Origin of the sequence: Paenibacillus sp. XY044 (assembly GCF_002257645.1) — a bacterium.
Taxonomy (GTDB): Bacteria; Bacillota; Bacilli; order Paenibacillales; family Paenibacillaceae; genus Paenibacillus_AQ.
Window position 1 is genome coordinate 330,603 of the sequence record NZ_NQMO01000007.1, and the last position, 24,159, is coordinate 354,761.

General features: G+C 47.6%; 20 protein-coding genes. 4 read left to right on the plus strand and 16 right to left on the minus strand.

Translation table 11 applies throughout. The features are described 5' to 3' along the window. The first annotated feature begins 8 nt into the window (after positions 1 to 8). The gene (locus CJP46_RS25905; protein ID WP_094598526.1) at positions 9 to 689 is read left to right on the plus strand and encodes an MBL fold metallo-hydrolase; all 681 of its coding nucleotides are present in this window, start codon (positions 9 to 11) and stop codon (positions 687 to 689) included. Positions 690 to 833: 144 nt separating this feature from the next. Here CJP46_RS25905 and CJP46_RS25910 read toward each other — a convergent pair whose 3' ends face one another. From CJP46_RS25910 to CJP46_RS25940, 7 genes are all read right to left on the minus strand, one after another. Beyond that, positions 834 to 1,706: an aminoglycoside phosphotransferase family protein gene (locus CJP46_RS25910; RefSeq protein WP_256992533.1), complete on the minus strand. Its 873-nt coding sequence runs from the start codon at positions 1,704 to 1,706 to the stop codon at positions 834 to 836. Positions 1,707 to 2,359: 653 nt separating this feature from the next. After that, the gene (locus tag CJP46_RS25915) at positions 2,360 to 3,952 is read right to left on the minus strand and encodes a SagB family peptide dehydrogenase (protein WP_094598527.1); all 1,593 of its coding nucleotides are present in this window, start codon (positions 3,950 to 3,952) and stop codon (positions 2,360 to 2,362) included. A gap of 42 nt (positions 3,953 to 3,994) precedes the next feature. Beyond that, a complete protein-coding gene (locus CJP46_RS25920) occupies positions 3,995 to 5,944 on the minus strand; it encodes a TOMM precursor leader peptide-binding protein (protein ID WP_094598528.1) in 1,950 nt (649 codons plus the stop codon). Continuing rightward, positions 5,941 to 7,899 carry a putative thiazole-containing bacteriocin maturation protein gene (locus CJP46_RS25925; RefSeq protein WP_094598529.1) on the minus strand — a complete coding sequence of 653 codons (1,959 nt, stop codon included), beginning with the start codon at positions 7,897 to 7,899 and terminating at the stop codon, positions 5,941 to 5,943. The genes CJP46_RS25920 and CJP46_RS25925 overlap by 4 nt, the downstream gene beginning before the upstream one ends. A 230-nt stretch (positions 7,900 to 8,129) precedes the next feature. Next, a complete protein-coding gene (locus tag CJP46_RS25930; RefSeq protein ID WP_094598530.1) occupies positions 8,130 to 8,372 on the minus strand; it encodes a heterocycloanthracin/sonorensin family bacteriocin in 243 nt (80 codons plus the stop codon). A gap of 243 nt (positions 8,373 to 8,615) precedes the next feature. Continuing rightward, a complete protein-coding gene (locus CJP46_RS25935; protein ID WP_094598630.1) occupies positions 8,616 to 9,209 on the minus strand; it encodes a YdeI/OmpD-associated family protein in 594 nt (197 codons plus the stop codon). 116 nt (positions 9,210 to 9,325) lie between these two features. After that, entirely contained in the window at positions 9,326 to 9,790 is a 465-nt protein-coding gene (locus tag CJP46_RS25940; RefSeq protein WP_094598531.1) for a VOC family protein, read from the minus strand. A 100-nt stretch (positions 9,791 to 9,890) separates the two neighbouring features. Between CJP46_RS25940 and CJP46_RS25945 the strand changes: the two genes are divergently transcribed. The 3 genes from CJP46_RS25945 (at position 9,891) to CJP46_RS25955 (ending at position 12,635) form a co-directional block, all read left to right on the plus strand. After that, complete coding sequence (locus CJP46_RS25945) at positions 9,891 to 10,802, plus strand: helix-turn-helix transcriptional regulator (RefSeq protein ID WP_094598631.1); 912 nt, start codon at positions 9,891 to 9,893, stop codon at positions 10,800 to 10,802. Between the two features lie 23 nt (positions 10,803 to 10,825). Further along, complete coding sequence (locus CJP46_RS25950; RefSeq protein WP_094598532.1) at positions 10,826 to 11,617, plus strand: GNAT family N-acetyltransferase; 792 nt, start codon at positions 10,826 to 10,828, stop codon at positions 11,615 to 11,617. Between the two features lie 73 nt (positions 11,618 to 11,690). Continuing rightward, positions 11,691 to 12,635 (plus strand): alpha/beta hydrolase family protein, encoded by a 945-nt coding sequence (locus CJP46_RS25955; protein ID WP_094598533.1) that lies wholly within the window; start codon positions 11,691 to 11,693, stop codon positions 12,633 to 12,635. 209 nt (positions 12,636 to 12,844) lie between these two features. Here CJP46_RS25955 and CJP46_RS25960 read toward each other — a convergent pair whose 3' ends face one another. The 9 genes from CJP46_RS25960 to CJP46_RS26000 form a co-directional block, all read right to left on the minus strand. After that, positions 12,845 to 15,280 carry a hypothetical protein gene (locus tag CJP46_RS25960; RefSeq protein ID WP_179281338.1) on the minus strand — a complete coding sequence of 812 codons (2,436 nt, stop codon included), beginning with the start codon at positions 15,278 to 15,280 and terminating at the stop codon, positions 12,845 to 12,847. 321 nt (positions 15,281 to 15,601) lie between these two features. Then, complete coding sequence (locus tag CJP46_RS25965) at positions 15,602 to 16,318, minus strand: N-acetylmuramoyl-L-alanine amidase family protein (RefSeq protein ID WP_256992534.1); 717 nt, start codon at positions 16,316 to 16,318, stop codon at positions 15,602 to 15,604. Positions 16,319 to 16,332: 14 nt separating this feature from the next. Further along, a complete protein-coding gene (locus CJP46_RS25970; protein ID WP_094598535.1) occupies positions 16,333 to 17,214 on the minus strand; it encodes a polysaccharide deacetylase family protein in 882 nt (293 codons plus the stop codon). A 38-nt stretch (positions 17,215 to 17,252) separates the two neighbouring features. Further along, positions 17,253 to 18,389, minus strand: a complete 1,137-nt coding sequence (locus CJP46_RS25975) for an efflux RND transporter periplasmic adaptor subunit (RefSeq protein ID WP_179281339.1) — start codon at positions 18,387 to 18,389, stop codon at positions 17,253 to 17,255. A 22-nt stretch (positions 18,390 to 18,411) separates the two neighbouring features. Next, entirely contained in the window at positions 18,412 to 19,281 is an 870-nt protein-coding gene (locus CJP46_RS25980) for a carbohydrate ABC transporter permease (protein WP_094598537.1), read from the minus strand. Between the two features lie 18 nt (positions 19,282 to 19,299). Continuing rightward, a complete protein-coding gene (locus tag CJP46_RS25985; RefSeq protein WP_094598538.1) occupies positions 19,300 to 20,193 on the minus strand; it encodes a carbohydrate ABC transporter permease in 894 nt (297 codons plus the stop codon). A 68-nt stretch (positions 20,194 to 20,261) separates the two neighbouring features. After that, positions 20,262 to 21,662: an ABC transporter substrate-binding protein gene (locus CJP46_RS25990; RefSeq protein WP_094598539.1), complete on the minus strand. Its 1,401-nt coding sequence runs from the start codon at positions 21,660 to 21,662 to the stop codon at positions 20,262 to 20,264. Between the two features lie 280 nt (positions 21,663 to 21,942). Further along, a complete protein-coding gene (locus CJP46_RS25995) occupies positions 21,943 to 22,722 on the minus strand; it encodes a hypothetical protein (protein ID WP_094598540.1) in 780 nt (259 codons plus the stop codon). After that, positions 22,722 to 24,158, minus strand: a complete 1,437-nt coding sequence (locus tag CJP46_RS26000) for a sensor histidine kinase (protein WP_094598541.1) — start codon at positions 24,156 to 24,158, stop codon at positions 22,722 to 22,724. The genes CJP46_RS25995 and CJP46_RS26000 overlap by 1 nt, the downstream gene beginning before the upstream one ends. Position 24,159: the final 1 nt, after the last annotated feature.

A 24,159-nucleotide genomic window follows, 5' to 3' on the forward strand; every position in this document is an offset into this window, starting at 1 on the left:
TGAATTGAATGAAATTGAAACAATTGACGCGTCATGTTTGGGCAGGATATGTGTACTGGCCGCTGCCTGTAATGGTTTGGATTGTTGAAGATCATGATGGATTAACCTTAGTCGATGCAGGCCTGTCTTCCATGTGGCGTTCAATGCGAGAAGCGCTTCACACCACATTTCACGATCGACCGCTAAACCGAATTCTGCTAACGCATGGACATCATGACCACGTCGGGATGCTTTATGAGTTAACTGAAGACCTACCTGTTCCTGTCATGGCACACGAGATCGAAATTCCGTTTCTCACTGGGGAACGGTCTTATACAAAGCTAAGAGAGGGGAGCAAGAATAGCGACATCCAGCCACTTGCTAAAAATAAGCTTGAACCTCTGGATATGGGAAACAGCTACGGAGGACTGATTCCCTATCACACGCCTGGACATAGTTTAGGTCATGTTGCCTATTATCACCCTGAAGATCATATTTTGCTCGCTGGCGATCTATTTACAGCATTTTTCGGTAAACTTCGTCGGCCGATCAATAAATTCACTGCAAATATGGAGGAATCCCTCAATAGCGGAGCCATTGTTGAGAAATTGCAGCCAAAGTTGACGGCTTGCGCTCATTGCGGAGTCATTAAAGAAGCTTCGACTCAATATAGAAAACTGGTTAAGAATGAAGCATTAGGATTACGGTAATGCTTGCATCAGTGAATTTAACCTACGTAGGAAAGCGCGTCGATGGCAGCGATGAGATCAGGGGTTCGATCCCCCTATTCCCCACACAACCTAATCAGTTAACGGCTGCGATGCCGTTTTTTTATTTTTTAATGCAAATGTAGTCTACATATGTGGAGGAACCTTCCAATACTCCCACGCCTTTAAGTAATCTTGCAAATCATGCGGATGAAATTTAGCACAGACACCGATTCGGCAATACAGTTGAAATACAACTTCATCAATGAGCCTGGATTTCTCCATCTTGTTATCTTTTAGTAAATCATAGGCATCAAACAATGTCTCCATTGTTAAGTCGTCGGGAGAAGAGCAAAATGCGTAAGTAAAATCATATGTCATCGGACCCACTATTGGCCATGGATCAATGACCCCTACTAATTCGTAGTCACAAAACACGAAGTTATGAACGCCGGCATCACCGTGTATCAAATATTTGTAATCCACCTTGGAAATTCGTTCAATTAACGATTGAACTCTATTATAATCTTCAATTGGTAGTATATCCCCAATGTTTCTTCGTGCATTATTCAACTTTCGCTCGATAAACTCACGCCAAGAGTCATATGGGCGATCTACACTTCCCCATATATTTAAATTTTGGGAAATTTTATAATGGTTCAACAGATGTTCAACCAATCGTGCCAACCAGTTTTTCTTCAAACCACGATTGTTGTGCGTTTTACCAGGAATAAATGTATACACGATAAACTCGTTTGAATCGTTACAGTAAAGTAGTTTAGGCAGTAAAATACTCTGGCTATATGTTTGATATATCTTTTTAACAAAAATATTACGTATTTGATTATCAAACTTTAGGACATATTGGGGTTCCTCATTTTCCGCAAGAGTGTATACCTGTCCGCCGGTAGTTCCGCTCATTTTGTTCATAACTTTAGCAGTTGAGCCAATTATATTTTTCGCACGAAGACCTTCTTCTATCATATGAATTTCTGAATCTGCTTTAAATTTATTGTTCAATTTGATTACCCCTCTCGGATTGAAGCGGAAATATATTCTTGCCATTTCCGGCTAACGATATATGTTTTTGTCGTTTATGTTGTTTTTGTCTTCTTCCAGTATTATATTTTATTTCAAATGGTTTTCCAGCACCTTCCATGTGTGAAACCACAAAAACCCTTAATCCTCTTCAGCAATGGATTAAAGGTTTGAGTCACGTTAGTGTGATTAACTTTATGCAGCAGACCACAGAATAAATAACTTTATTGTTTATCATAAAGAACAGGGCTACCTCACGGTTAGCCCTGCGATGTTATGAACGGTGAATGATCTTAATTCCCCTTGCAGTTTCATTCCCAAATATACCGAATTCATCGGGTTATGATTTCCTCGACCGTTACGCGCTCGGTCTTCGTTTCGACAACCGTTTCGTCCCCTACTTCCCCTTCTCTTGGGCAGCTCCCCATTTTAAAGGGGCAAGTGCCCTTTTTCCAATCTCAGCGTATTGTGAAAGTGAATTCATCATCCATGGGACCATCCTCCACGCGCATGACCTTCATCCGTGTTATAGCCATCATTGGTTAGAGAGGCCGGTCTCCCTTTCTTGAAAGACGGGTTTCATCGCTGACGACATGACCGTTCGCGTCAATGTCGTCAGCGATGATTTTTTTATTTCAACGGCTCAAACTGCCCGCCAAACGCAATCGTTGACGATATGGACCGACCGGAATAAAAATCAGCCCCGTTTCATCCTGGGAAGCCGTCCGATAAAGCGCATCGCTGGCATTGGCGTCAAACCCGAGAAGCGGACGCCCTCCCATACCAAGGGCCGATGCTGCCAGCAATAATCGGTGTACGAGCATCCCCGCCTCCATTTGCTGTATGCGGTATCCTCTCTTGCCAAGCTGCGATTGAAAGAAATTTCTCTTCCCTGCCACATGAAAGCCGAGCGGTACTTGAAACAAATTGATATTCGGAAGCGACATCCCTTCCTGCAGCCGTTGTCGGTGATCTCCAAGGCAAACCGACTGCAGCGCATGCGCGGCACCATCATACCGATAAGCACCATCCGGAACGTCTTCGACCCCGGAGAAGCAGCCATAAAGGCATACACGGGGTTCGGGCCGCTCCTGCGGGCCATCCAGGTCATTGCGATACGAGAAGGAAGCCGTCGCTTCCCGAAGCAGAGCTGCAAGCCGGGAGAGACCGATCGGCTTCGAGATAAATTCTGTCTCGGGCGAAAACCGGTTGCGGCAAACCGTCGCCAAATCATACGACAAGCGGTCTACAGGTGGAAGAGGCAGTGCGAGCGCTTGATCCGGGATTGCTTGTTCATCCTTCCGGATCTCTCGGAACAATCGCGCCGAATCCAGTCGGGACGCTTCGCTCATCCGAAGCAGCAACGGATAATCTGCGATCCTCTGTGACTTGACATAGTGATCATGCCTGACTGGCGACAACTCCCCGCACAGCTCGGGGGCGGAAACCGTGTCCTCATCCTCGTTTCTGGCTTCTATCCACCGGATCGCCGGCCCTGCCGATAACGGGATGACCGCATACACGCTCTCCTCTTGTTCCGATAATCCGAGCAGATGATTGACGGCTTGATCGAGAAATTGAAAATGCACGCTAGACGAAAATCCGAATCGTTTCGCCATTTCGAGCAGCTGTCCGATCAAAATGCCGGCATCTAGTCCCTGCAGCCGGTAGGCAAAATTATTGTATTTGTAAAAATTTTTCCAGTAAACCGTAGATACGAACGCAGCGCCGAAGCAACCGTTCGTGTCGCAGCGATTCCCGAGCGACCTCGCTAAATAATCATCGAAATTTCCTTCGCGCAGCAGCGCCAACCGATGATGCGCCGCATCGTAATGGTATATGCCGGCAGGCAATTCACCAAGCTTCAGATAAAGATACAGTTCGCTCGGATAAAGCCCTCCTCCGGAAGGAACGAAGCGCCGGCACATCTGCAAGACGCCTCCCGTTTCTTCCGATGTATCCCGTTCCATGACGGATTGAGTCAATTGCGTAAGCCCAAATACATAGTAAAGAAAATGTCCGATATCGCGAAGGATAGGCACACCGGTCGTATCCCTGCCTTCGAGCGTTGCCGGCACTTCCCTGGATAGCGGAAACATTGGCAAACCGCGATAGAGCTTGTAAGGAAGCGGTGCGTCATCCCAATCCGTCTCCCAATCCAAAGGCTTCACCTTATCCGGATCATATTGCAAGCGGTGAAGAAAAACGTCCAAATTCATAAGACTCATCGCTTTCCTCCTTGTCTTCAACCGCGCCGCCCATTGACGGATTTATGGGAACGGGTGTGGATATGGATTAAGCTGCTCGGGAGACAAGGGCTTCTGCGAATAAGACAATTCCGCAGGGACCCTGAGCACTCGATCCAGTCCCGTCAAACGGATGAGATGCTGCCCGAACGTCATTGGCAGCATGCCGGGAATGAGCACTTTCACGCAATGCAGTCCGTTGCGACGCGTCTCCGGAGTCGTCTGGTCGACCACGATCACTTCAAGATTCAATTGGCGAAAAACATGCAGCATAGCCTTCAGATCATCGGTCAGATCTGCGTTCCAGCCCCTCGGTTCAAACGCTTCGGCGAACGTTTGCATCGGACGATCGTCATTCAGCAGAAAATCGAGCCGTTCCTCCGCCTGTTTCAACCCGTACAGCATGGCGTGATCATCCATCTGGACAACCTGATACGGATCGAGAAGCATCCGTTCATACTGCTGACGGTTTTCCTCGAATTTCTCGCTGACCGTGAGCAGCATGCCCGCCACCTCGTGAATCGCGCTCTTTGCCGCGCGGATCGGATCCGGATGGGCGCCCGCCGCGCAGATGAGGTTCACGCCCCGGTCTTTCTTATTTTTCGCGAGCGCCCACACGCTCGGTATGCCGTGCTCCATTGTCGATTTATACAAATGCACTTCATAGCCCGCCACGGCCTCTATACGATCCGTCATCCATCTCAATTCCCGATCCTGAACCGAATGGTGGTCCAGGCGCGGCAAGGGCAGCCGAGCATACCAGGTCATGAGGAAGGAGTCGCGCTCCACCACTTCCAGCATCCCGTAGAAGATCGCTTCCTCTAGACTGCCGCCCATCGCGCAGCCATTAGACGTTTCGTAGACGAATCCGTGGCCGCAGCCCGAACTGTAATAAGCCAGCAGCTCCGGAACGAGAATCGGACGCTGCTGCAGGAACGAATAACCCCATACCCAATCGATCGGCTGCTCGGGATCGAATGGCTTGAACGGGAAGTCTGCTCGTTCATACTGTTCCTTCGCATGGACACCTACGCGGAGAGGATCGAGCGCTTGGTCCTGCACATTGCGGAAACTGTCATGGACGACGGATCGTTTGCCGCGGGGCGACATACCGCAATAACGCTCCAGTCCCTCCAGGATGGCCGTCATTTCGCTGTCCGCATAGGAGTGGGTCCGACCCGCGCATGCCTCATCTCCGCTAAACAAGGGCAAATTGATACTCGCATCGGCAAAAGGAGACACAAGGTCAATCATTTTACCGTTCAGAAAACCAGTCCTGGCATCCAGGTAATCTTTAGCCAAAACATCCTTCAGCTCATCCATCGAACGGCTGCGATACGTTTCGCCGCTGATTTTCAGGCTTGGCTGCAGCGCAATGCGGGCCGTCTCCTCATCGTCTTCCGGCAATCGGCCGCAGATCGGACATAGCGGATCGGGCAGGAAGAAGTGCGACGAGCTGTTCATCGTACGCAGATCGATCAGGAATATCCGGCTTTCCGTCTCCGGCTTTCCACCCTCTAGCATCTTCACAGCTTCTGCCGCAACAAGGCGCGCCAACTGCAACAATCCCGTGTGAGACGCCCAAGCGTCACGGCCGATCCCCCCATTCGACGCCAGCATCTGCTGTAGGCCCCACGATTCCCTGCGGTCACTTCCCGCAAGCAGGAACCGGGTATCCGCGCATTGCGAACATCCTTGCCCCTCCGGACGAACCAACGGACCGACAATCCCCTCTCCGAATGCAACAAAGCCGCGCAGCCAAGGTGTTCCCGAGTGTCGGAACCGCTTCTCCGCCGCAAGATGAACGGAAGGATCCCAAGCATCGTTCAGCACCAGCGCCAAGTCTCCCATTGCCGCCTCTTCGGATTCTATGCTCTCCTGCCGAAACAGCCGATAGCGGTCATCGGCAGACAATTGCTTGATTACCAAATCTGCGAGCTGTCCTTCCCCAATGACCGTCACGATTGCGCTCAATGCGTCTCCTCCTCTCTCAGCGACACGCCAAACACGCCTGCCAGCTCTTCTTTCATAAACGGTTCTATCGACAAGTCAACGACCGCAATCCGCTTACGGTTCGATTGCAGGATCTGACGGGCAGACTGCAGCATCATGCCGGATTCCAAATCATCCAAACCAGGAATGGTCAGACTCTGAGGTAAGACTTCTTCAACCTTGACCGAAGAGCGCTCCAGGATTTGGCCTTGGATGTCCGCTGTATCGTTTTGGGTTTTCATTAGCGCCTGTCGGAGCGCTTCACGCAGCGCCATCGTGCGGTTGAATCCGACTCCGCCGTACCAGTACCCGTTCGTACCGACCCAAACGACCGGGAAACCTGACGCTTCTTGCCCCAAGCCGATTAGCGGGGCGTCCCGCATCGTAGATAATGCGCGCAAATAAAAGCGGCAAATATCGTCCTCAACTTTGCTTAGCTTGATTGGATAAACGGAGGGTTGGCTGGATTCGGAACGACTTTTCAGCTCCTCGAAGAGACATTTCCGCAATCCGCGGAAGACCGCTTCTGCTACGGTCTCTCCTGCTCCGATCCCTACATATTCATGTGGCTGCGAGTCGATCGGGCTGGCGGAATCCGGCTGCTCAGGCCTGGCTGTAATCAGAACCCCGGCCAGTCGCGACACGTACGCCTCGATACCGGCCAACCCTGCTTCCTTCCTTGCATCATGATGTGTCATTCCCGAACAGACGATCTGCGGCAGCAGATCGGCGGGGCCTTCCGACAGCGGGTCGACGGCCTGAACGCGACACTGCGAGAGCGGGAGCTGCTTCGAGTCCCCTTCCTCCCACAAGTGAAGAATGCCGGTCTCCGCCGAAGTCAAACGATTGAAATAGGAGAGGAGACGTTCTGCTTCCTGCCTCTCTGTACGCTGCTCGATCGGAAGGTCAAACGGATCCGTAGGCTCGGCCGGACGAAGACCCCTGACCAGCGGATGGGGAAGTAACGAATGCCACCCGCCTTCTAATGTCTCCGGATTCAGCAGGAACAGCTTTCCGTTCAATTCTGAAGCCGTCGCGCCCGAAACGGTCTTAAACCATTCGAATACGACCACATTCGCGAGCATGGCTTCCGACGTAGTAGAGACGGGGGTCGGCCGATCCGCATCGCCAAGGGCGGTTCGGTGAATCCTGCGCCATGCGGATTCGAAGCAGACGTCCGAATCCGGGTGCACCAACGGTCCTGCTATGCCCACCTGTTGCATGTAGATGGCGGGCAGCAGCAGCTTCTTCGCGTCCCTGCAGGCTGTATGAAGCGCTTTAAGCTCTCCGGGATCGTCATCCTGGGCGACGTAGAGAACGGAATCCGCCAGCCGCACGACCTCAGACCAATCGAGGAAGCCGTCATTCGACGGAAAAATCTCCTCGACCACGATCTCGGAGTCCGTTAGTCGCGCGGTCGCCGTCAGCTCTGAGATCCGCTGGCAGTCCGTAGTCTCCGGGTTCATGATCAACATACGAAACCGGGGCAACCCAGATTCCAACAAAGCCCCAACGAGCGAGACAAATATCGGACCGGAACCAACCACAATCGGATTAGCCTGGCGATAGGTTTGAAAGCGGTAAGCGCCCTCCCCCGCCAAGCTGTCCAGAAATTCGATCTGTGCGGCATATTTCCGTTCCACCGCTTCCGGAAGGCTGTGTGGGCGGTCTTGGCTGGAATCCCGGACAAAGCCGTTACTCAGCAGTACTTCCACGATTTCATAAACACGTACCTTGTACGGTTCCGGCAGCCCGTCCGTCAGATCCGCCATGGAATACTCCCCGCTCAACATGGGCATCAATTTTTCGATCCACAGGTCGACCATTTCGCCTTCCATTCGGAACGAACCCGTATTGTTGCGAAAATAGACGCCTCCGTTTGAATCGGGGAGAAAGAACGTATCCCCTTTCACTTTCAGACGCATAGAAGGGTTCAAGTTTTTATTCCTCCTTAAGGTTTTGCCGGAGGCAAAACCGCTTCGTAAGTAAAAGACTAAGTTTTTGCCGGTGATAACCGCATTGCACACACCTTCGGTTTCCCCTCATTTTCAAGTTATGTAGAGCGTTTTGTCCGTCATGCCTAAAACGAAAAGGAGCAGCCCCTGCAAGACGTGACATCTGCAGGGGCATACCGTTTTGCGGATCGCCAAGCGAAGCTTGTTGGAACTCAACGGCAGCGAGCGCAGCCTCCGCAACGTGCGCAGCCACCGCAACCGAAGCAGCTACTGCAGCGGAAACAGTTACTGCATGAACAGAACCCGCCGCATGCGCCGGCGCAAAAAAAGCAAACACCAACACATAAGCGGGAATCCCCTGGACAGTTCTGATATTGCGCCGACGTAGGGGTCACCCCCGTCGAATGGAATTGGCCGACATTCAAGTTTTGCAGACCTTTCTGGAATTCGTTCATTTAATACCCTCCGTATTATTCATTTCACTGTCCCTGCATGGGACAATCGTTATACGAGAATGTTTGGATCTGGATCCGACCGGCATATAAGCCCATCCGCCCTTCTCGACTAGATAATTTATGAAATTGGATCCGCTAGTGTTCCTATGACATTCGCCTACCAAAAAAAGCCATAACCAATACCTGTGGCTATGACTTTAAATTTTACGGTTTCTTTCTGATACTTCTTGACCCGTATGGCTTTTAAATTGGGGAAGGTAGAGGATATTCATAATCCAGTAGACGTCCATTATCGTTCCATTGTCCGTACATTTTGTTTTCTCTCGTGTTTGTCAGAAATTTTTCTAATCTGTTCTTAAATATCTCCGGCTGATTCTTATAGCTTTGTATAGTGTCGATCCGGATTCTTTTATAAAGATCCGGAAAAGCCAAAAAATTGTCATATACTCTATTATCTGCCCTAATCCTCTGCTCTATCACCTTATCTATACTAAATGAATCTGAATTCATATCGGGAAGCACCTTTCTTCCCTCATCTCTCATGAACCCCAACTTTTCGAGGCGGCGGACACGTTCTTTATTTAATTCAGTCCATGAACTTTTTTTACTTCTGGGAGACAGCCTCTGTGCCAGCCCTGTCTCAGATATTTTCTTTTTGACCCCGTCAATCCATCCAAAACACAACGCTTCCTCTACTGCGTCCAAATATAACAACACATCAGGGGTTGGCGTCATACGGACCAAGACCCAGCGAGACTTTTCAGTCTTACCATTTTCCTGCAGCCAAACCCTTAAATCAGCTCTCGATGTTACTGGAATTAAATTTTTAATCTCCATCATTCAATCCATTTCCCTTTCTCATTTGATCCTATTTCTCAACATTTGATTTGGAAATTCATCATAGCTACATAAAAAAATGACCTTCAGTTGCAAGGCCATTTTTATAATATGAGTTACTGTTTGGTGGAAATTACGTTATCAAGAAATTGGTCTGCGTCACGATTAAATTTCCAGGAAACGCCGAACTTATCGACCAGCATTCCAAAGCACGAAGACCAAGGCGTATTGGATAACGGCATGATAACATAACCGTCTACAGACAAATTGGAAAAGTAATCTTCCAGTGTCTGTTTATCATCATTAATGATACTAATCAGGATATTATTGCCTTTAACCAACTCGCCCGTAACACTCTTCATCGAAGGCAGAATATCCGACATCATGATCTTCCCGCCTGCAAATTCCACCGAAGACTCCATGATCATATTTAGCTCATTTTCCGGCAACGGGTAGTTTGGATCTTGGGGAAAATCCTTAAATTTAACTTTTTTTATTTCTTTCGCATTTAACGCCTTCGAATAAAAATCAATCGCTTGTTCTGCAACCCCATCAAAGTTTAAATAGACAACAGCTGACATAAAGTAAAACCTCCTTCTTGTGTTAACTGTAGTATAATGAATAAGAGGTGACAGCTGTATGTCACCATTTATAAATAAAGTACAAAAAAAAGGAGAATATATGGAAAAGGTTGAGAGATTAATATCCATCATCATGATACTTCTGAAAAAGGATGTTGTTTCAACCAAAGAATTCGCACAATTATTTAACGTTACCAAAAGAACGATTCTTCGCGATATGGAAACACTGAGTTTATCAAACATCCCCATCTATTCTGTCAACGGAGTTCATGGTGGCTACGGTATTATGGACGAATATAAGGTTGATAAACGTCTTTTAAGCAGCTCCGATTTGGAGAATATTTTAACGGCGCTCGGCGGATTGGAACAAATTCTACTTAGCGAAGAAGTTGAAGTGACTATAAAAAAAATAGAGGCCATGGTTAGCCCGTTGTCTCCGAAAAGCTCAATCCAACTATCATTTTATGATTGGGAGGGCCGGTCTGAAATTCGTCAAACCTTGAAGATGTGTCAAGAAGCAATACTAGCAAGAAGATTGATTTCGTTTGACTATATTGATAAAAATGGCGTGAATACGAACAGAATGGTCGAGCCGTACCAGCTTCATTTTAGCGAAACGAGTTGGTATTTGAAAGGATACTGTTTACATCGTATGAGATATAGAACGTTTAAATTATCTAGGATTGAACATCTTCATGTGGATGAAAAAACATTTAACCCTAGAGATTATTCGTTAGAACAAGAACATGATACAAGTTATCAACCGGAACTAGTCGCTATACGAGCGTTGATTTCGCCCAGCATAAAAGATCATTTCATTGAAAGGTATGGTCGAAAAAGTATTGAAAACCATAGTTCTGATCTATTCTTGGCAACAATTCAAGTTCCTCAAAACAGTATCGGATTTCAATTTTTAGCACGTTTCGGCACAAATCTAGAAGTCGTAGAGCCCAAATCATACGTTGAAGAATTTCGAAATTATTTACTTGAAATGGTTAATAAATATTCCTGAATGGCCCACCGAAAGGATATCATATGATTAGATTACTGACACCAAATGAACTTGATCTTATTAAGAAATCCATAAATAGAGATCAGCATTTTTTATACTATTCGTATCTGACAGTTCGCAAGCAAAACACAGTACATGTTGGACATTTTTCAGATCAGAATGAATTACTTGGAATCCTAGCAAGCTTTAAAGGACTCCCCTTTCTAGCTTTTTCTTTCCTACCTCTACAAAGTGCTTTTTGTTTGCAATCCACGTTAAAATTCATGGGTTCTCAATTAAATTTTCCTAAGCACGGAATGGGGAGTATCATTGTTAATGAAGCAGACTTGGATATGTTTACTTCTCAAATTACGCCAATAGAAACGCCAAGAAAGATACTGCTAATGAAGCATGTGGATCAAGAAGCACTGCCCAAACATACACCGTTAAATGTTACTCCATTCGGCCCTGCTCATCATAATCTTATCGAATCTAAGATGACTGAAATGAATACATTGGCATTCACTAAAGACGAATTAGATTACCCTTTCTGTGGCATCATGGAAGAAAATCAACTCGTAGCGGTTGGAGGATTTCACATATATTGCGAAGACTATGCTGAGCTAGGTAATATCGTGACAGATATTTCCTATAGAAAGAGAGGTTATGGGAGAAGTATTTCTACTGAATTAACCCGGGTAGGGAAATTAATGACTCCAAATGTTTACCTTAATGTCATTGACAACAACGATGTTGCGGTTCGTTTGTATCAATCAATCGGTTATCAAATCATTCGCTCTCAATATATGATAAATTTCGATATGGGTAAAAATTAGTTTCGAAACGTGCTACTTCATTTGTCTCGTGCATTCACTTACCTTTTGGTTGTCAATTTAAGGAGGCAACACAATGGCTGATGAAAAAATTGTTTTAGGTGCTGCAACAAAGTACCCTCTGAATGGAATATTGACAATTCCCGATAAGACAAAAGGATTGTTTCCTGGAGTTGTATTGGTTCAAGGCTCTGGTCCAAGCAACATGGATGAAAAAATCGGAAACATTTACCCTTTTAAGGATCTTGCTGATGGTTTGTCGGGATTAGGAATTGCAGTGCTGCGATATGATAAGAGAACATTCGTATATGGCAAAGAAATGAGAAATGATACTGCAATATCCGTGAAAGAAGAAACCATTGAAGATGCTGTTCACGCTGCTAATTTTTTGCGAAGAGATTCACGTATTGATCCAAACAAAATATTTATGATTGGCCATAGCCTAGGAGGGATGTTAGCTCCGCGAATTGATGCAGAAGGCGGTCATTTTGCCGGAATCATTATGATGGGTGGATCTCCACGCAAATTTGAAGATATTATCATGGATCAAAACAACGAAGTTTTAAATTCACTGAATAAGTTTTTGAAAGGGATCGCCAGAAAACAAATCGCAGCATTAGCATCAAAGTTTGACAACATCTATAACCTCAGTGATGAAGAAGCAAAATCAACGCCAGTTTTAGGAAAGCATGTTAGAGCCTACTACTTGAAAGAAATGGGCGAACATCCTGCAGAAAATTATCTCAAAGTGTTAAATAAGCCCGTATTCATTCTGCAAGGAGAGAAAGACTTTCATGTATCGGTGGAAAAGGATTTTAATGGCTATAAAAAAATATTGGGAGATCGGCCAAATGTAACCTATAAACTTTATCCAAACCTGAATCATGCTTTCATGCCTTTTGTTTATGGAGAGATACGAAAAGCAAAAAAAGAGTATAAGGTCGCACAACATGTCGATCGACAGGTGATTAATGATATTTCCGATTGGATTCATTCGTATCATTTCGCAGGAGATAACTGACTCATGAAAAAGATAATCAACTGGAAACTGTTCTTCTTGCATTACATCCTTGTGCGGTATTGCTTAACGGCTCTCTGAGCGTTATCTTATGGTTGGCTCTACAGGAAAAAGGGGTTGGAGCTAAACAATCCGTGCGAAGGATCCATGTCGTATCATTTTTGAACAACAGGTCCTTACGCACAGTGTTAGCAGGCTTTAGAGCGATAGCCTCAATCTTGCTCTTCAAGCCCTTTTTCAACGTACAGGTCATAGCTTTGGCTGCCCAGCTTGATCCGCTCGCCCAGCATCTCTTCATACAGGATCAATTGATACGAGCCGCCATTCAGGTCTTTGTACATGCTGTTGGTTAACGTAACCGTATACGTGTTATTGCTGCCTTCCGTCAGATCCGTACCGATCTTCAAGCTTTTTTCCTGCGCCTGGCCGTTAGGATCCATGATTTTAAGGATAAGCTTATGGTCGATCGTCCCCATATCATAGTCTTTGTCTCGCATCAGGTCGTAATTTACCGTTATATTCATGCTGTCACTCCCCTTTATTTTCGAGCCTTTCGAATTGGAGAAGCTCAGCGTAAACGGCAGGAAACTGATTTGACTCAAGTTCGATTTCATATACCTAACGGAACTCAACGCCAGTGCCGAAACATCGACAAATCCGGTTGCTTCCCCTCCCGGCTCACTGTATTGATCCCCGTTAATTCCCGGTCCAACATAAAGCATGAGGTCTGAGTCCGAAACAGATTTCGGAAGCTTCGCCATAAAGGTGACAAGCTGTTTGATGCCTGGCGTCGCAAGCGTATCCGATTGACTGGCAGTCGCTTGATACAATTGTCCATCAGCCGTTCTGAAATAAGCCTGAAGTCCAGCCATCATGGTTTGCCTCATCTCCTCACTGCTTAGTAGCATTTCGGTGTAAACAACGTTGTAATGATCCCCCTCGAAGAGCGTCGTCTTGTTTTCCTGCAGCTCTGCATTTTTGCCTTTGCCGAAAATCGTAAAGTTGCCTCCCCGTTTAACGGTCTCCAGCGAGTTCATCACGCCAGGTGTGGTGAGCGAAAGGAAAGCTGTCTTTTTCTCCGTATCCTCTTTCTCGTCCTTCGCGGTGGAGAATAAATCCAATTTCAAGGTGCTAAAATCCAGCGTATATGGAACCTTGACAAGAACATTCATCTCTGTGCTTTCTCCCGGCGTTAAAATCGTCACATCCTTATCCATGAACAGCTCAGTTGAGGCGGAGAAATCCTGACGATCCATTTTAAGCGCACCCTTCAGTTTCGGCAGGTGAAGATCGACCGTTTGCGTGTTGGTAATCTTCAGCTTGGCGATGACGATGTCTTCATCCTTCCACGGAAAACGATGCAGCGATTGCAGGCTATAGGAATACGTGCCATATTGGTTCGTCTCCCTGTATACCGTCTCTTTTTGCGTGTCTGTGTGCAGGTTGTAAGGAAGGGTAAAATAGGCGACGGGAACGTTCAGATTTGTTCCTGCCTCCGGTGCTCCCCCTTTATCGGTTATTCCCGTGTCTCCCATATTTTCCGCGCCAACGCCTTCCATCAATTCGAGCTGCAGCGTGTTTTGTTCCACTTCGAGCGGAATTTGCGCATTCAGCGGAATGATTTTCTCCTCGAGCGGTTTCAGCGTTAATCCGCTTAAGGCTTTGGCATCAATCGGAAACGATTTCCCGGTAGAGGATCTGACAGCCAGCTCATATGTAGGCAAAGTAACGGATTTGTTGCCGGTGTTCTTCAGTCGCAGCTGGAAGGACCAATTCCCTTTGTCATTCTCCCCGTAGACACTGGCATTTTGGATCCCTATTTCAACCGTGTTATTGTTCACTGTTATTTTTTTTGTTTTACCCACACCAACAGTCAGATCAGGTGTCGTGGCAGCCGGCAGCTTAAACGAGAACATGCCCAGCTCCAGCTTGACTGTCTCATCCATGCGGGTGAACTGCAGCTTCATATTCTTGGTATTCATATAAGGAGGAATTTCAGTAAAATAGTAAATTGTCTTTTTCTCACCCGGCTGAACCTTAAATTCTGTCTGAGAGCTGGACAGTTTAAAGGAACTGCCTCCGGCAGAAGTCAGATACGCCTTATAACCTGGGTCTGCGAGCACTTTCCCGCCTTTGTTAACCAGGTTGAAGCCAACCTTCGCATACACCTTCCCACTGTATTTGTAGATCTCCAGCGACTGGCTGCTGGCTGTGACCGGAATTCCGTTCATCGTTGTATTCCGGCTGTTGCCGTACACGGTTTGGTTCGAGTAATTCTCCGGCAGTGCAAACGTACCGGTATGCTTCATAAATCCCGATACATGGTCAGCCCAGATGTACATCGGGAATTTCAACCCTTTCAGCGAGTCAACCTGTCCAATATTGGCATAATATGTGACTCTCCTTTGTTCTCTGGATATCAGACTCTTCTTGAACCCCTCTGCGTTAACAGGACTGCCCTGAACCACAGATCCGCCAGGCGTGGCCACTTTCGAAAAATAATTCATCAGGCTCGCACTGCTGCTTCCATTTGAATAAACGAGTGTATAGGACAGAATATTGCCTTCCGCCTGCTTCCAGATGTTCACATCCTGCAGCGAAACCCTCACTTTGGAATCTAATTGCACGAACCCCGGATTAATCGTCAAGTCCTCCATACTATTCGTAGTTTGTGCGCCTTTTTGGGATGAAGCTGCTGTTGACATTTGTGGTAATAGTGGGCTCATGATGATAACGCTTATAAGGATTGCAGCCCAGGTTTTTTCCTGCTTTCCCATAGGTTCTCCTCCTCTTTCATTTATTCATGAATTAATCATGTCAAAGCCCCGGCAAAGCGCCAGGGATTAGGTGCTTTTCATCTCTTGATTCCACTGCTCCAGCACATGGCCTTTATCTCATGGGCTTTCGAAATTCCGGTTTAACATACGCCAGAATGCTACCTATAGTAAATTTTCAAAAAAGTGCGTCTTTCAGCCAAGTTTCAGATACTCCTTAATTCCTTTATATATGGAGGAAGCTGCCGACTGCTGAAAATCAGGTGTCCACATGTTCTCATCATTTTCCGGGTTTGTCAGATATCCCAGTTCCAGCAGCACCGCCGGCATCTGGGTCTCCCGCAATACAAAATAATTCGCATTCTTTACACCGCGGTCATTGAAGCCGGTAGCCATAACCACGTGCTTGTGAATGATATTGGCTAAATCCAGCGATTGGTCATGATAGTAAAAGGACTCAGTACCCGATACGGAGGGATCACCGAACGTATTTCCGTGAATCGATATAAATAGATCCGCACGCTGCTCATTGGCGAATTTCGGTCTGAACAGATCCTGTGTGGAAATGAAGGTGTCATCACTTCGGGTCAACTTTACTTGCAGGCGCGAGTCTTTCTCAAGTAGAGAGGCAAGGGCTTGAGCCATACTCAGTGTAAATTCCTTCTCGAATCGCCCATTCACAGCGGTCGCGCCGGGGTCTTCCCCGCCATGCCCGGGATCAATCACGATTGTATACACATTTCTTGAAGGAGGCGTCCTTTCACGGGAGGAGAGATCTGATGTCTTCTTGTGAACTGCCTCCGCCGCATTTCCCTGATCTGTACTTCCACCGATGGCTTTTCCGCCCGACCGGGGAGAACTGCCGCACGCCGTCAGCGCCGCCACAACCAACACCATATAGATGAAAATCAATGACGATCTTCTCATCACGCCACCGGATAACAACGGTTGTAGCAGGTGAAGTTGTAAGGCGTTGTGCTCTGTTCCATCCGTTCTGCTGCAAACCCGTTCTGCTCCAAATATTTCAGCAGTTCTGGTAAGTGTTCAGCCGTCTCTGGTTTGTCATGCATCAGTACAATGGGGATAATCCCGGCCGCCGTTTGCTTTTGAATCTGATGGATAGTTGTGGTCAGGTATTGACCATTGGACCAATCGCTGCTGTCCACATTCCAATCCCACAACTGAAAACCTTGCTGCTTAAGCGCCGCCCGGAAAGGCTCTGTCAAATAAGGTATGCTGCCATAGGGCGTGCGAATCAACTGAGAATGTACTCCGGTAATGTTCTCCAGTGTCTGCTGATCTTTCAGCATCTCATTCACAGCCGACTGCGGGGACTCGTAGAATTTGTTCTTGTCATGGGTGACCCCGTGCAATCCTGGCGCATGACCTTCTTTCACGATACGCTTGACTATATTCGGCTCGACCCTTATCCGGGGTTCCAGCATGAAAAAGGTCGCTTGTGCCCCATACTTAAGGAGCGAATCCAGAATACTTTGTGTTGCTGTAGACGGGCCATCGTCAAAGGTCAGGTAGATCACTTTCTTTCCGGAATGGTACCGCGGAGGTTCCTGACCGAGCTTCTGGGGCTGCCTTGGCTGTAAAGTTGCCGACTGATCGCCGCCTCCATCGCTCCTCTCCGCTGCCGCAGCACCCGACTTAGCCCCAGCGGTGGAGACCGAGTCCATTCCGCTGGTATTGCGTGATTCTGCCTCCGGTTCAGCAGCCCGCTGATTGGCCAGCGGACCGCTGCTGCAAGCAGACAATAGTATCAGACAAAGCATTGCTATACTCATGATGTATTTTTTCATCGTTGATACCTCATTTTGACTTAGGTTAGTTAAATAAGTTACATGCGAATTCTGTCACCCTCCTGCAAAGGCTTGCTGCTCTCCATAATGATTTGTTCCTGATCAAAAATCCCATCGGTCACAGCAGACTGCGTCTCATTGCTGTCCACTACCGTAATGTACTCTTTACGGACATAGAAGGCATTGCCAAGCGGGCCTTCCTTGGGCTCAATCCCAAAGACATACTTTTTGCCATTCTCGTCATGTACAGCCTCATTCGGAACAAGTACCACATCCTTCAGCGACTGTGTCAGGTCCACTTGTACCGTCGTACCATTCTTCGCTGCAGGGTCTTGGACGGCAATGGATAGCTTTTTCATTTGAACGATCGCATTCCCCGCATTGCCGGTATCCCCACCCCCATTTCCTGAATTCGCATTGACTGCATCACTGTCGGCAATACTCTCAATCCGTCCCTTCACTTGTGCAGCAGATTCTCCATCCAGCTGAAGGTCAATCTCGCTTCCGGTCTTGAGATCAGTCACAGCTTGAGCCGGCAGCGACAGTTCTAGACCTAATCCCTGGCTGTGATCGGATAGAACGACATCAGGTGCCCCAGCAGCAGCAAAGCCCACCTTCGCATTGACTTTGGTTACAGTGCCGGAAAAAGGGGCAACCAGCTTCCCGCCTTCGTTCAAGCTGTCCTGCAACACCTGAATCCGCCGCTCCTGGGTATCCATATCGATGCCACTGCTTTTATAGGCATTCGTTGCATCGTTGATCGTTTTTTCATCCCCACCCTGCATCGCTTCCATTAGTGCATACTTCAGACTGCCGGCTGACATTTTCAGCTTGGCCAGTGTACCCTGCTCGTCCAAAATCTGCTGCTGGACTTCCTTGCCGTCATAAGTAACCAGCGTTTGTCCCTTTTTGACGGTATCTCCTGCTTTGACCTTAACCTCCTTCACCTTCCAACCCGAAGTGCCGCTCAGCTCCGTTTCCTCCTTCCATTCCAGGACACCTGTTCCGTGATATTCATGACTCAGGTCACCACGGCCCACTGAAGCAACAGCAACCTTCGGCAGCGTCAAGGCAGCCAAGGTATTACTGAATAAGGTGAACAGGATCAACAGCAAGATGAAAATCCCGGCGATCCATGCGATACTCTTTTTGCGTCTTGCTTGCTCAATTCCCAATGACAATCACCCCGTAAAAGAACTACCCTTTGATTCCCGAAAGCTGAATGCCCTGGGTAAAATATGATTCGGCGTACAAGTACAGCAGTACCATCGGTGCCATGTATATCGCAGCGGCGGCAAAAGCCACACCCCGGGCACCTTCATTAATCTGTGCTAAGTACAAGGACAACGGCTGCTTGAAGGCATCCTCCAGAAAAATCAGCGGCTGCTCCACCATATTCCAGTTATCCACAAACAACAGTACGGTCAGTGCCGCCATACCCGGTTGGATCAGGGGAAGCATAATCGAATAGAAAATTCTCAGCTGACCGGCTCCATCAATCTTGGCTGCCTCAACGTAGGAATACGGAATATGCAGCATGAACTGTCTCAGCATGAACACCCCGAACGCGCTGAAGATCCCTGGCAAAATAATGGCGGAGGTCGTGTTCATCAGCCCCAGCTTATCTGCAATAATATAGTTGGGGACCAGTGTTACCTGGAACGGCATCAGCATCGTCATCAGGTATACCACGAACAGTTTCTCTCTGCCCGGGAACCTCAGCTTGGCGAACGCATAGGCAGCCAGTGAGGCTACAATCACCTGTCCGACAATGATTGGGACAACGATAAAAACAGAATTCCAGAACATATGCAAAAATACGGGCTTTTGTACCAGTACTTCAGCATATTGGCCGAAGGATACCCAATCCGGGATCAGCTTCAAATGAATAAAGGTGTTCTTCTCTCCTGCAGCGACATTAACCAGCTTGCCTATCAAATGGTAGTTATCATCAATTTCTGCTTCCGTCATCAATGAATTTGTAAAAGTCAGGATAATCGGAAACAACATGGCCAAAGCACATATCCCCATCCCGGCGGTGAGTACCAGCTTACGCATCCACTTCATCGTTCTCACTTTCCTTCCTTACTCCATAAAGCTCCGGAACCATCGCTCGATCATGAGCATGGCACTTACCAGAAGAAGAATGCCGCAAACCATCAGTGCCGCAGCTGCCGTCAGCTTCTGCACATCCAGGGATAGGAACATATTGTTCATATAATGCTGGAGCATATAAATCCGATCATGCGGATAATCCCCGGCGATCAAATAGGTTTCACGGAACACCTTAAAGGAGTTGATGATGGACATCAGCACGACAAAAAACGTCGTCGGGGTCAAGTAGACCCAGGTGATATGAATCCACCTATACAGCCGTCCCGCACCTTCAATCGCTGCCGTCTCATAGTAATCCTTCGGAATACTTTGCAGACCGGCCAGGAATAAAATAATGTTATAGCCCACATTTTTCCATACATATACAACGATCAACACCATCATGGACCAGTCCGATTTCATCCAGTCAACACGTCCCGCATGCCAATGCTGCAGCCAGACATTCACGGTACCGTTCCAGTCGAAGAGGATCTGCCACGTCATAACTATCGAAGCGACCGGTACTACAAGCGGCAGTACAAAAGCAGTCTGCAGCCAATTGCGCATAAACAACCGCTGATTCAACAGATGAGCAAACAACAGTGATAGTAAGACAATGAGCGGCACACTGATTCCTGTAAAAAGCAGGGTATTAACGGCTGCCTTGCGAAATGAGCTGCTGCCCAGCACCGCCTCATAATTATCCAGTCCTACAAAGCGGCCCCCTATCGTACTGTCCTGAAACGAGTACATAACGCCCATCGCAAACGGAATGAGGTAAAACAGGGCGAATCCGATCAAGCTCGGGGCCAGAAACAACAGGGCCGCTGTCCATTCCCGGCGAGAAGATCGCGCAAGTCTAACCCGCCATCCTGAATCTGTCATGTCGTGCTGCCTCCCTAATCCGGCGGTGAGCCCCGAATAGATATTCAGGGCTTATTACCGGCTGTAAACTATTCATTCAAGTATGTGGTTACTCTGTTCTGGATCAGCTTCGCTACATCATCCGCTGATTTCTGCCCGGTGAAGTAGGCCTTTGATTCTTCTGTAATCATCTCATCCACTTTGGAAGTCTTGAATTGCAGCGGATAAGAGGCTCTGCTCAAGAAATTGGATAGGTCATCAATATCCTTTTGCGTAATAGGGAAGGATTTGCCCTTCATCGGTCCGACCGGCTGATCCGATTTCACGCTTCCTATTTCAAGCAGCTCCTTCACTTTTTTCGCATATGAGGCTTTGTTCAGCGGGAAACCCGCTCCATCCGGCTTGACCTGCATTTCATCCGACAGCAGGAACTTCAGGAAGTCCCACGCTTCGGGCTTCACAGTCGAACGCGCGTTAAGTCCGATGGTTTGATATGTTCTGAAGGAAACTCCTGGATGCTGCGCATCGGCATTGGGACTCAAATACAGCTTTGAGGTGTGCGCGTCGCCGCCAGAAATAAATTCGCTCTGCCGCAATTCCCGAATATAATCACTCGGCGAATTAATTTGAGCAGTATAGAAGATCGGCATACGCGGATTTTCCCCTACTACTTTTTGATCAAACAGTGTTTTCACCTGTTGCAGCACCCCTTTGAACTCGCTCGAGTCAAAGTTGGCCGTACCCTTTTCCTCATTAATAAAGGTCGAATACCGCTGGTTTACAAATTGGTTCACCATATATTCAGGAGGAATCTGGCCAAGTGCAGATAACTGATCCTTTCCGCTGTTTTTAGCCATCTCTTTGGCCGCGTTAACGAACTCCTCCCATCCCCACTTGGTGTCATCGAAAGTGACTCCGCTCTTCTTGATCACATCTTCATTGCCAATGAGACCGTAGACAAAGAAGCCGATAGGCAGACCGTATAATCCGCCATTGGTCTTCATCCCGTTTAGAATATTGGTAAAATACTCTTCTTGTTTGAAGCTTGGATCGCTGTCCATCATGTCACCCAGATTGGCTAGCATTTTCTTCTTTACATAATCGCCGCTCGGAAGCTGGTCCATTTCAAGCAGATCCGGCCCTTTGCCCGACAGCATCTCGGTGCCCGTCGTCTTCACGAACTTCTCCAGATTATCTTCAAGATGAGCGTCATCCGTTGAGAGGGACTTCAGCTCAATGGTGATGTTGGGATGCTTGGCTTCGTATTTTTTCTTCGCTTCCTTGAAGTAATCACTAGGAAAAAAAGTGGAGAAGACAACCGTCTTCTCCTCCGTGGTTGACGGAGGTTCGATCACTTCCTTGTGTTCCGGGGTAGAGTCCGGGCCGGCCGGAGCTCTGTTTCCACTGCTGCTATTTGAGGTACCTGCACCACAGGCTGTGACACTCATCGCGAGCAGTGCGGACATCATCATCAGGATTGCTTTTTTCATGATATGTAACTTCCCTTCCATCTCTTTATCGCGTGCTTGTCTTGACCATCTCAGTATAGAAGGGGGATATATGATAAGTTAGATGGACTTATATAGAAGTTGTAAAGTTTGCAGAAGAGAGAACTTGAGCACAAAAAATCCCCTTCCAAACCTGTTCACCAAGCCTGAAAGGGGACGATCTATATAGAATGAACTCAAGAAGTTCATGTTGAATGATTTGGATAAGCCATTACAACAGGGGTTTCAATTCGAAACTTGAGTTCAATCTATCTATTAAAAGTTAAAACGCGGGAGAAGGCGCACTTTCAGCGGATTGCTTGGCCGTGTAGCTGAAGAACGCCATGACATTCTTGCTAAAACCTACAACCTCTTTGCGCTTGGGGTTAATCACAACACAGTACCGCATCGTCTTGTTATCCTTGCTGGTATAATACAATTCAAGATTCGTATTTGAGCGGTCGAGTTGAGGCTGATACTTCACCTCCGACAAGGGGTAGCTTCCGTGTTTCTCAATAAAACGATTCGCTAAATCAATGAATGTAGAGTCCTGCTGTGGCGGCCGGATTTCTGGCGCTCTCATCGACCGAAGAATCCTGAGTACATCGCCATCCTTGGCATTGAGCACAACCTCAAAGTTCTCCAAGGGAACGGTGCTCGTGGTCAGCGTTACATAATATAGGCCCTTGGTGATCGCAGAGATGTCGCTGGTCAATATTGTTCTTCCGGAATCTGTGCTTTCCGCCTGAGCGGGCATTACTGCAACTGTACTCGCCTCTTTGAACAGTTCCTTCAGCTTCACCTGATCGATCATGGAAACTTCGAATTGGACCTGCTCCATCTGCAGATTCTGGCCAAAATACTTATTGACTGCATTCAGACCAAGGGATTCCGCCGCACTCTGGGACAAGACACCTTCATAATCGACCTCATCCGGCTTCTGTTCCTGAACGATTTTCTTCACCATCACCGTATCTTTGGGAACGGCATTGAACCAGCCTTGACAACCTGATATCAGAAGCATGCTGACTAAGCTCATGGTGATCCCATAATACCGCTTCATTACTCCGGTCCGCCTCCCCTTTTTTCTGCTGCAAAGACCACTTCGATCGTCGTTCCCTGCTGCACTTGACTGCTCACCCGTATGACTGCATGATGAATGTCGGCAATGCTTCCGCAAAGCGCAAGTCCCAAGCCAGCCCCATTGCTGTTTCTTGTCCGGGCTTTATCCGCCATATAGAACGGTTCAAAGATTTTATCCAGATGCTCCTCGGCAATTCCGATCCCTTGGTCGATAACGGCCAGTACATATGCCGCCTCGCGCCAGTAGGTGCGGAGCGTAACGGTTCCTCCCGCGATAGATGCCTTCAGTGCATTGTCTACCAGATTGAAGACCAATACCTTGATAAGATCGCGCTCCAGTTCCAGACGGCCTTCCTGACAATCCAGCTTGATGTTGACCTCTTTCTCCTTCGCCATAATCTCCAGTGTCGGTTTCATTTCCAGCAGCAACGCCCGCATCTCTTGACGTTCCATCTGAAACTGCACCTTCTTCAGCATGATAAGATCCATCAGTTTCAGCGACAGTGCCTCTAGCCGCTTCCCTTCGTCATAAATGACGCCGAGTGCGTCGAGAAACAGCTTTTCGTTATATTTGGTCGTCCGCAGAAAATTGGCATAACCGACGATCGAAGTTAACGGTGTCTTCAGCTCATGGGTAAAGTTATCGATGAACCGCTGCTTCTCATCATTGTTCCGCTCCAGTTCATTGATTTTGTCCTCCACAACCTCCGCCATCTCGTTAAAGCTCGACCCTAGGATGCCGATTTCATCCCGGGATTTCACCTTGACCCGTTCCGAAAAGTTCCCCTGTGCAATGATCTGCGACGTTCGATTCAGTCGTTCGATGGACCGGGTCAGTCCACGGCTCACGAAAAACATGACGATCATAAACAGTATACAGGCCGCCGAATCAACCTTGGCAAAAAAGCCGTACTGTTCGATCCTGTCCTGATAGACAGGCGTCAGATCCTTCATATAGGTGAACACATACTTCTTCTGATTAATCTGTGTATTATTCACAGTAAACAAGATGGTCCGGTCGCCGACATCCCGCAAAATATAATGAATGCTGCTATTGTCCAGATTCTCCAGCTCACGGCGTGCTTGCGGCATCCCGAAATCAGCGTTGTTGAAAATCGTCCGACTGGCATCATCGGTAATATCGAGATAAATGCCCTGGCCGCTGTTCTTCGCTACAAATTGTTTAGCCATGCTCGTCAGCACGGTTTTCTCGTAATCCAATGAATCATAAATCCGCAAGATCGGTACGATCGCATCTACGCTGGAATGAATACTCATGTTCTGGCTCAGTGCCACTTCGATCGTCTGATTCAACATTCTGTTATGCGTGCGCTCGATGACCATCACCGAAGCACCGTTGAAGATCAAGACAAACACGAGCAGTGACAGGAGATAAATTTTCTGCCACAATTTCATG

Excerpts from the sequence above, each read along its gene's own strand:
- CJP46_RS25905 (WP_094598526.1), top strand. The coding sequence starts at position 9 with ATGAAATTGAAACAATTGACGCGTCATGTTTGGGCAGGATATGTGTAC.
- CJP46_RS25915 (WP_094598527.1), bottom strand. The coding sequence starts at position 3,952 with ATGAGTCTTATGAATTTGGACGTTTTTCTTCACCGCTTGCAATATGAT.
- CJP46_RS25930 (WP_094598530.1), bottom strand. The coding sequence starts at position 8,372 with ATGAACGAATTCCAGAAAGGTCTGCAAAACTTGAATGTCGGCCAATTC.
- CJP46_RS25935 (WP_094598630.1), bottom strand. The coding sequence starts at position 9,209 with ATGGAGATTAAAAATTTAATTCCAGTAACATCGAGAGCTGATTTAAGG.
- CJP46_RS25940 (WP_094598531.1), bottom strand. The coding sequence starts at position 9,790 with ATGTCAGCTGTTGTCTATTTAAACTTTGATGGGGTTGCAGAACAAGCG.
- CJP46_RS25945 (WP_094598631.1), top strand. The coding sequence starts at position 9,891 with ATGGAAAAGGTTGAGAGATTAATATCCATCATCATGATACTTCTGAAA.
- CJP46_RS25950 (WP_094598532.1), top strand. The coding sequence starts at position 10,826 with ATGATTAGATTACTGACACCAAATGAACTTGATCTTATTAAGAAATCC.
- CJP46_RS25955 (WP_094598533.1), top strand. The coding sequence starts at position 11,691 with ATGGCTGATGAAAAAATTGTTTTAGGTGCTGCAACAAAGTACCCTCTG.
- CJP46_RS25970 (WP_094598535.1), bottom strand. The coding sequence starts at position 17,214 with ATGAAAAAATACATCATGAGTATAGCAATGCTTTGTCTGATACTATTG.
- CJP46_RS25980 (WP_094598537.1), bottom strand. The coding sequence starts at position 19,281 with ATGAAGTGGATGCGTAAGCTGGTACTCACCGCCGGGATGGGGATATGT.
- CJP46_RS25985 (WP_094598538.1), bottom strand. The coding sequence starts at position 20,193 with ATGACAGATTCAGGATGGCGGGTTAGACTTGCGCGATCTTCTCGCCGG.
- CJP46_RS25990 (WP_094598539.1), bottom strand. The coding sequence starts at position 21,662 with ATGAAAAAAGCAATCCTGATGATGATGTCCGCACTGCTCGCGATGAGT.
- CJP46_RS25995 (WP_094598540.1), bottom strand. The coding sequence starts at position 22,722 with ATGAAGCGGTATTATGGGATCACCATGAGCTTAGTCAGCATGCTTCTG.
- CJP46_RS26000 (WP_094598541.1), bottom strand. The coding sequence starts at position 24,158 with ATGAAATTGTGGCAGAAAATTTATCTCCTGTCACTGCTCGTGTTTGTC.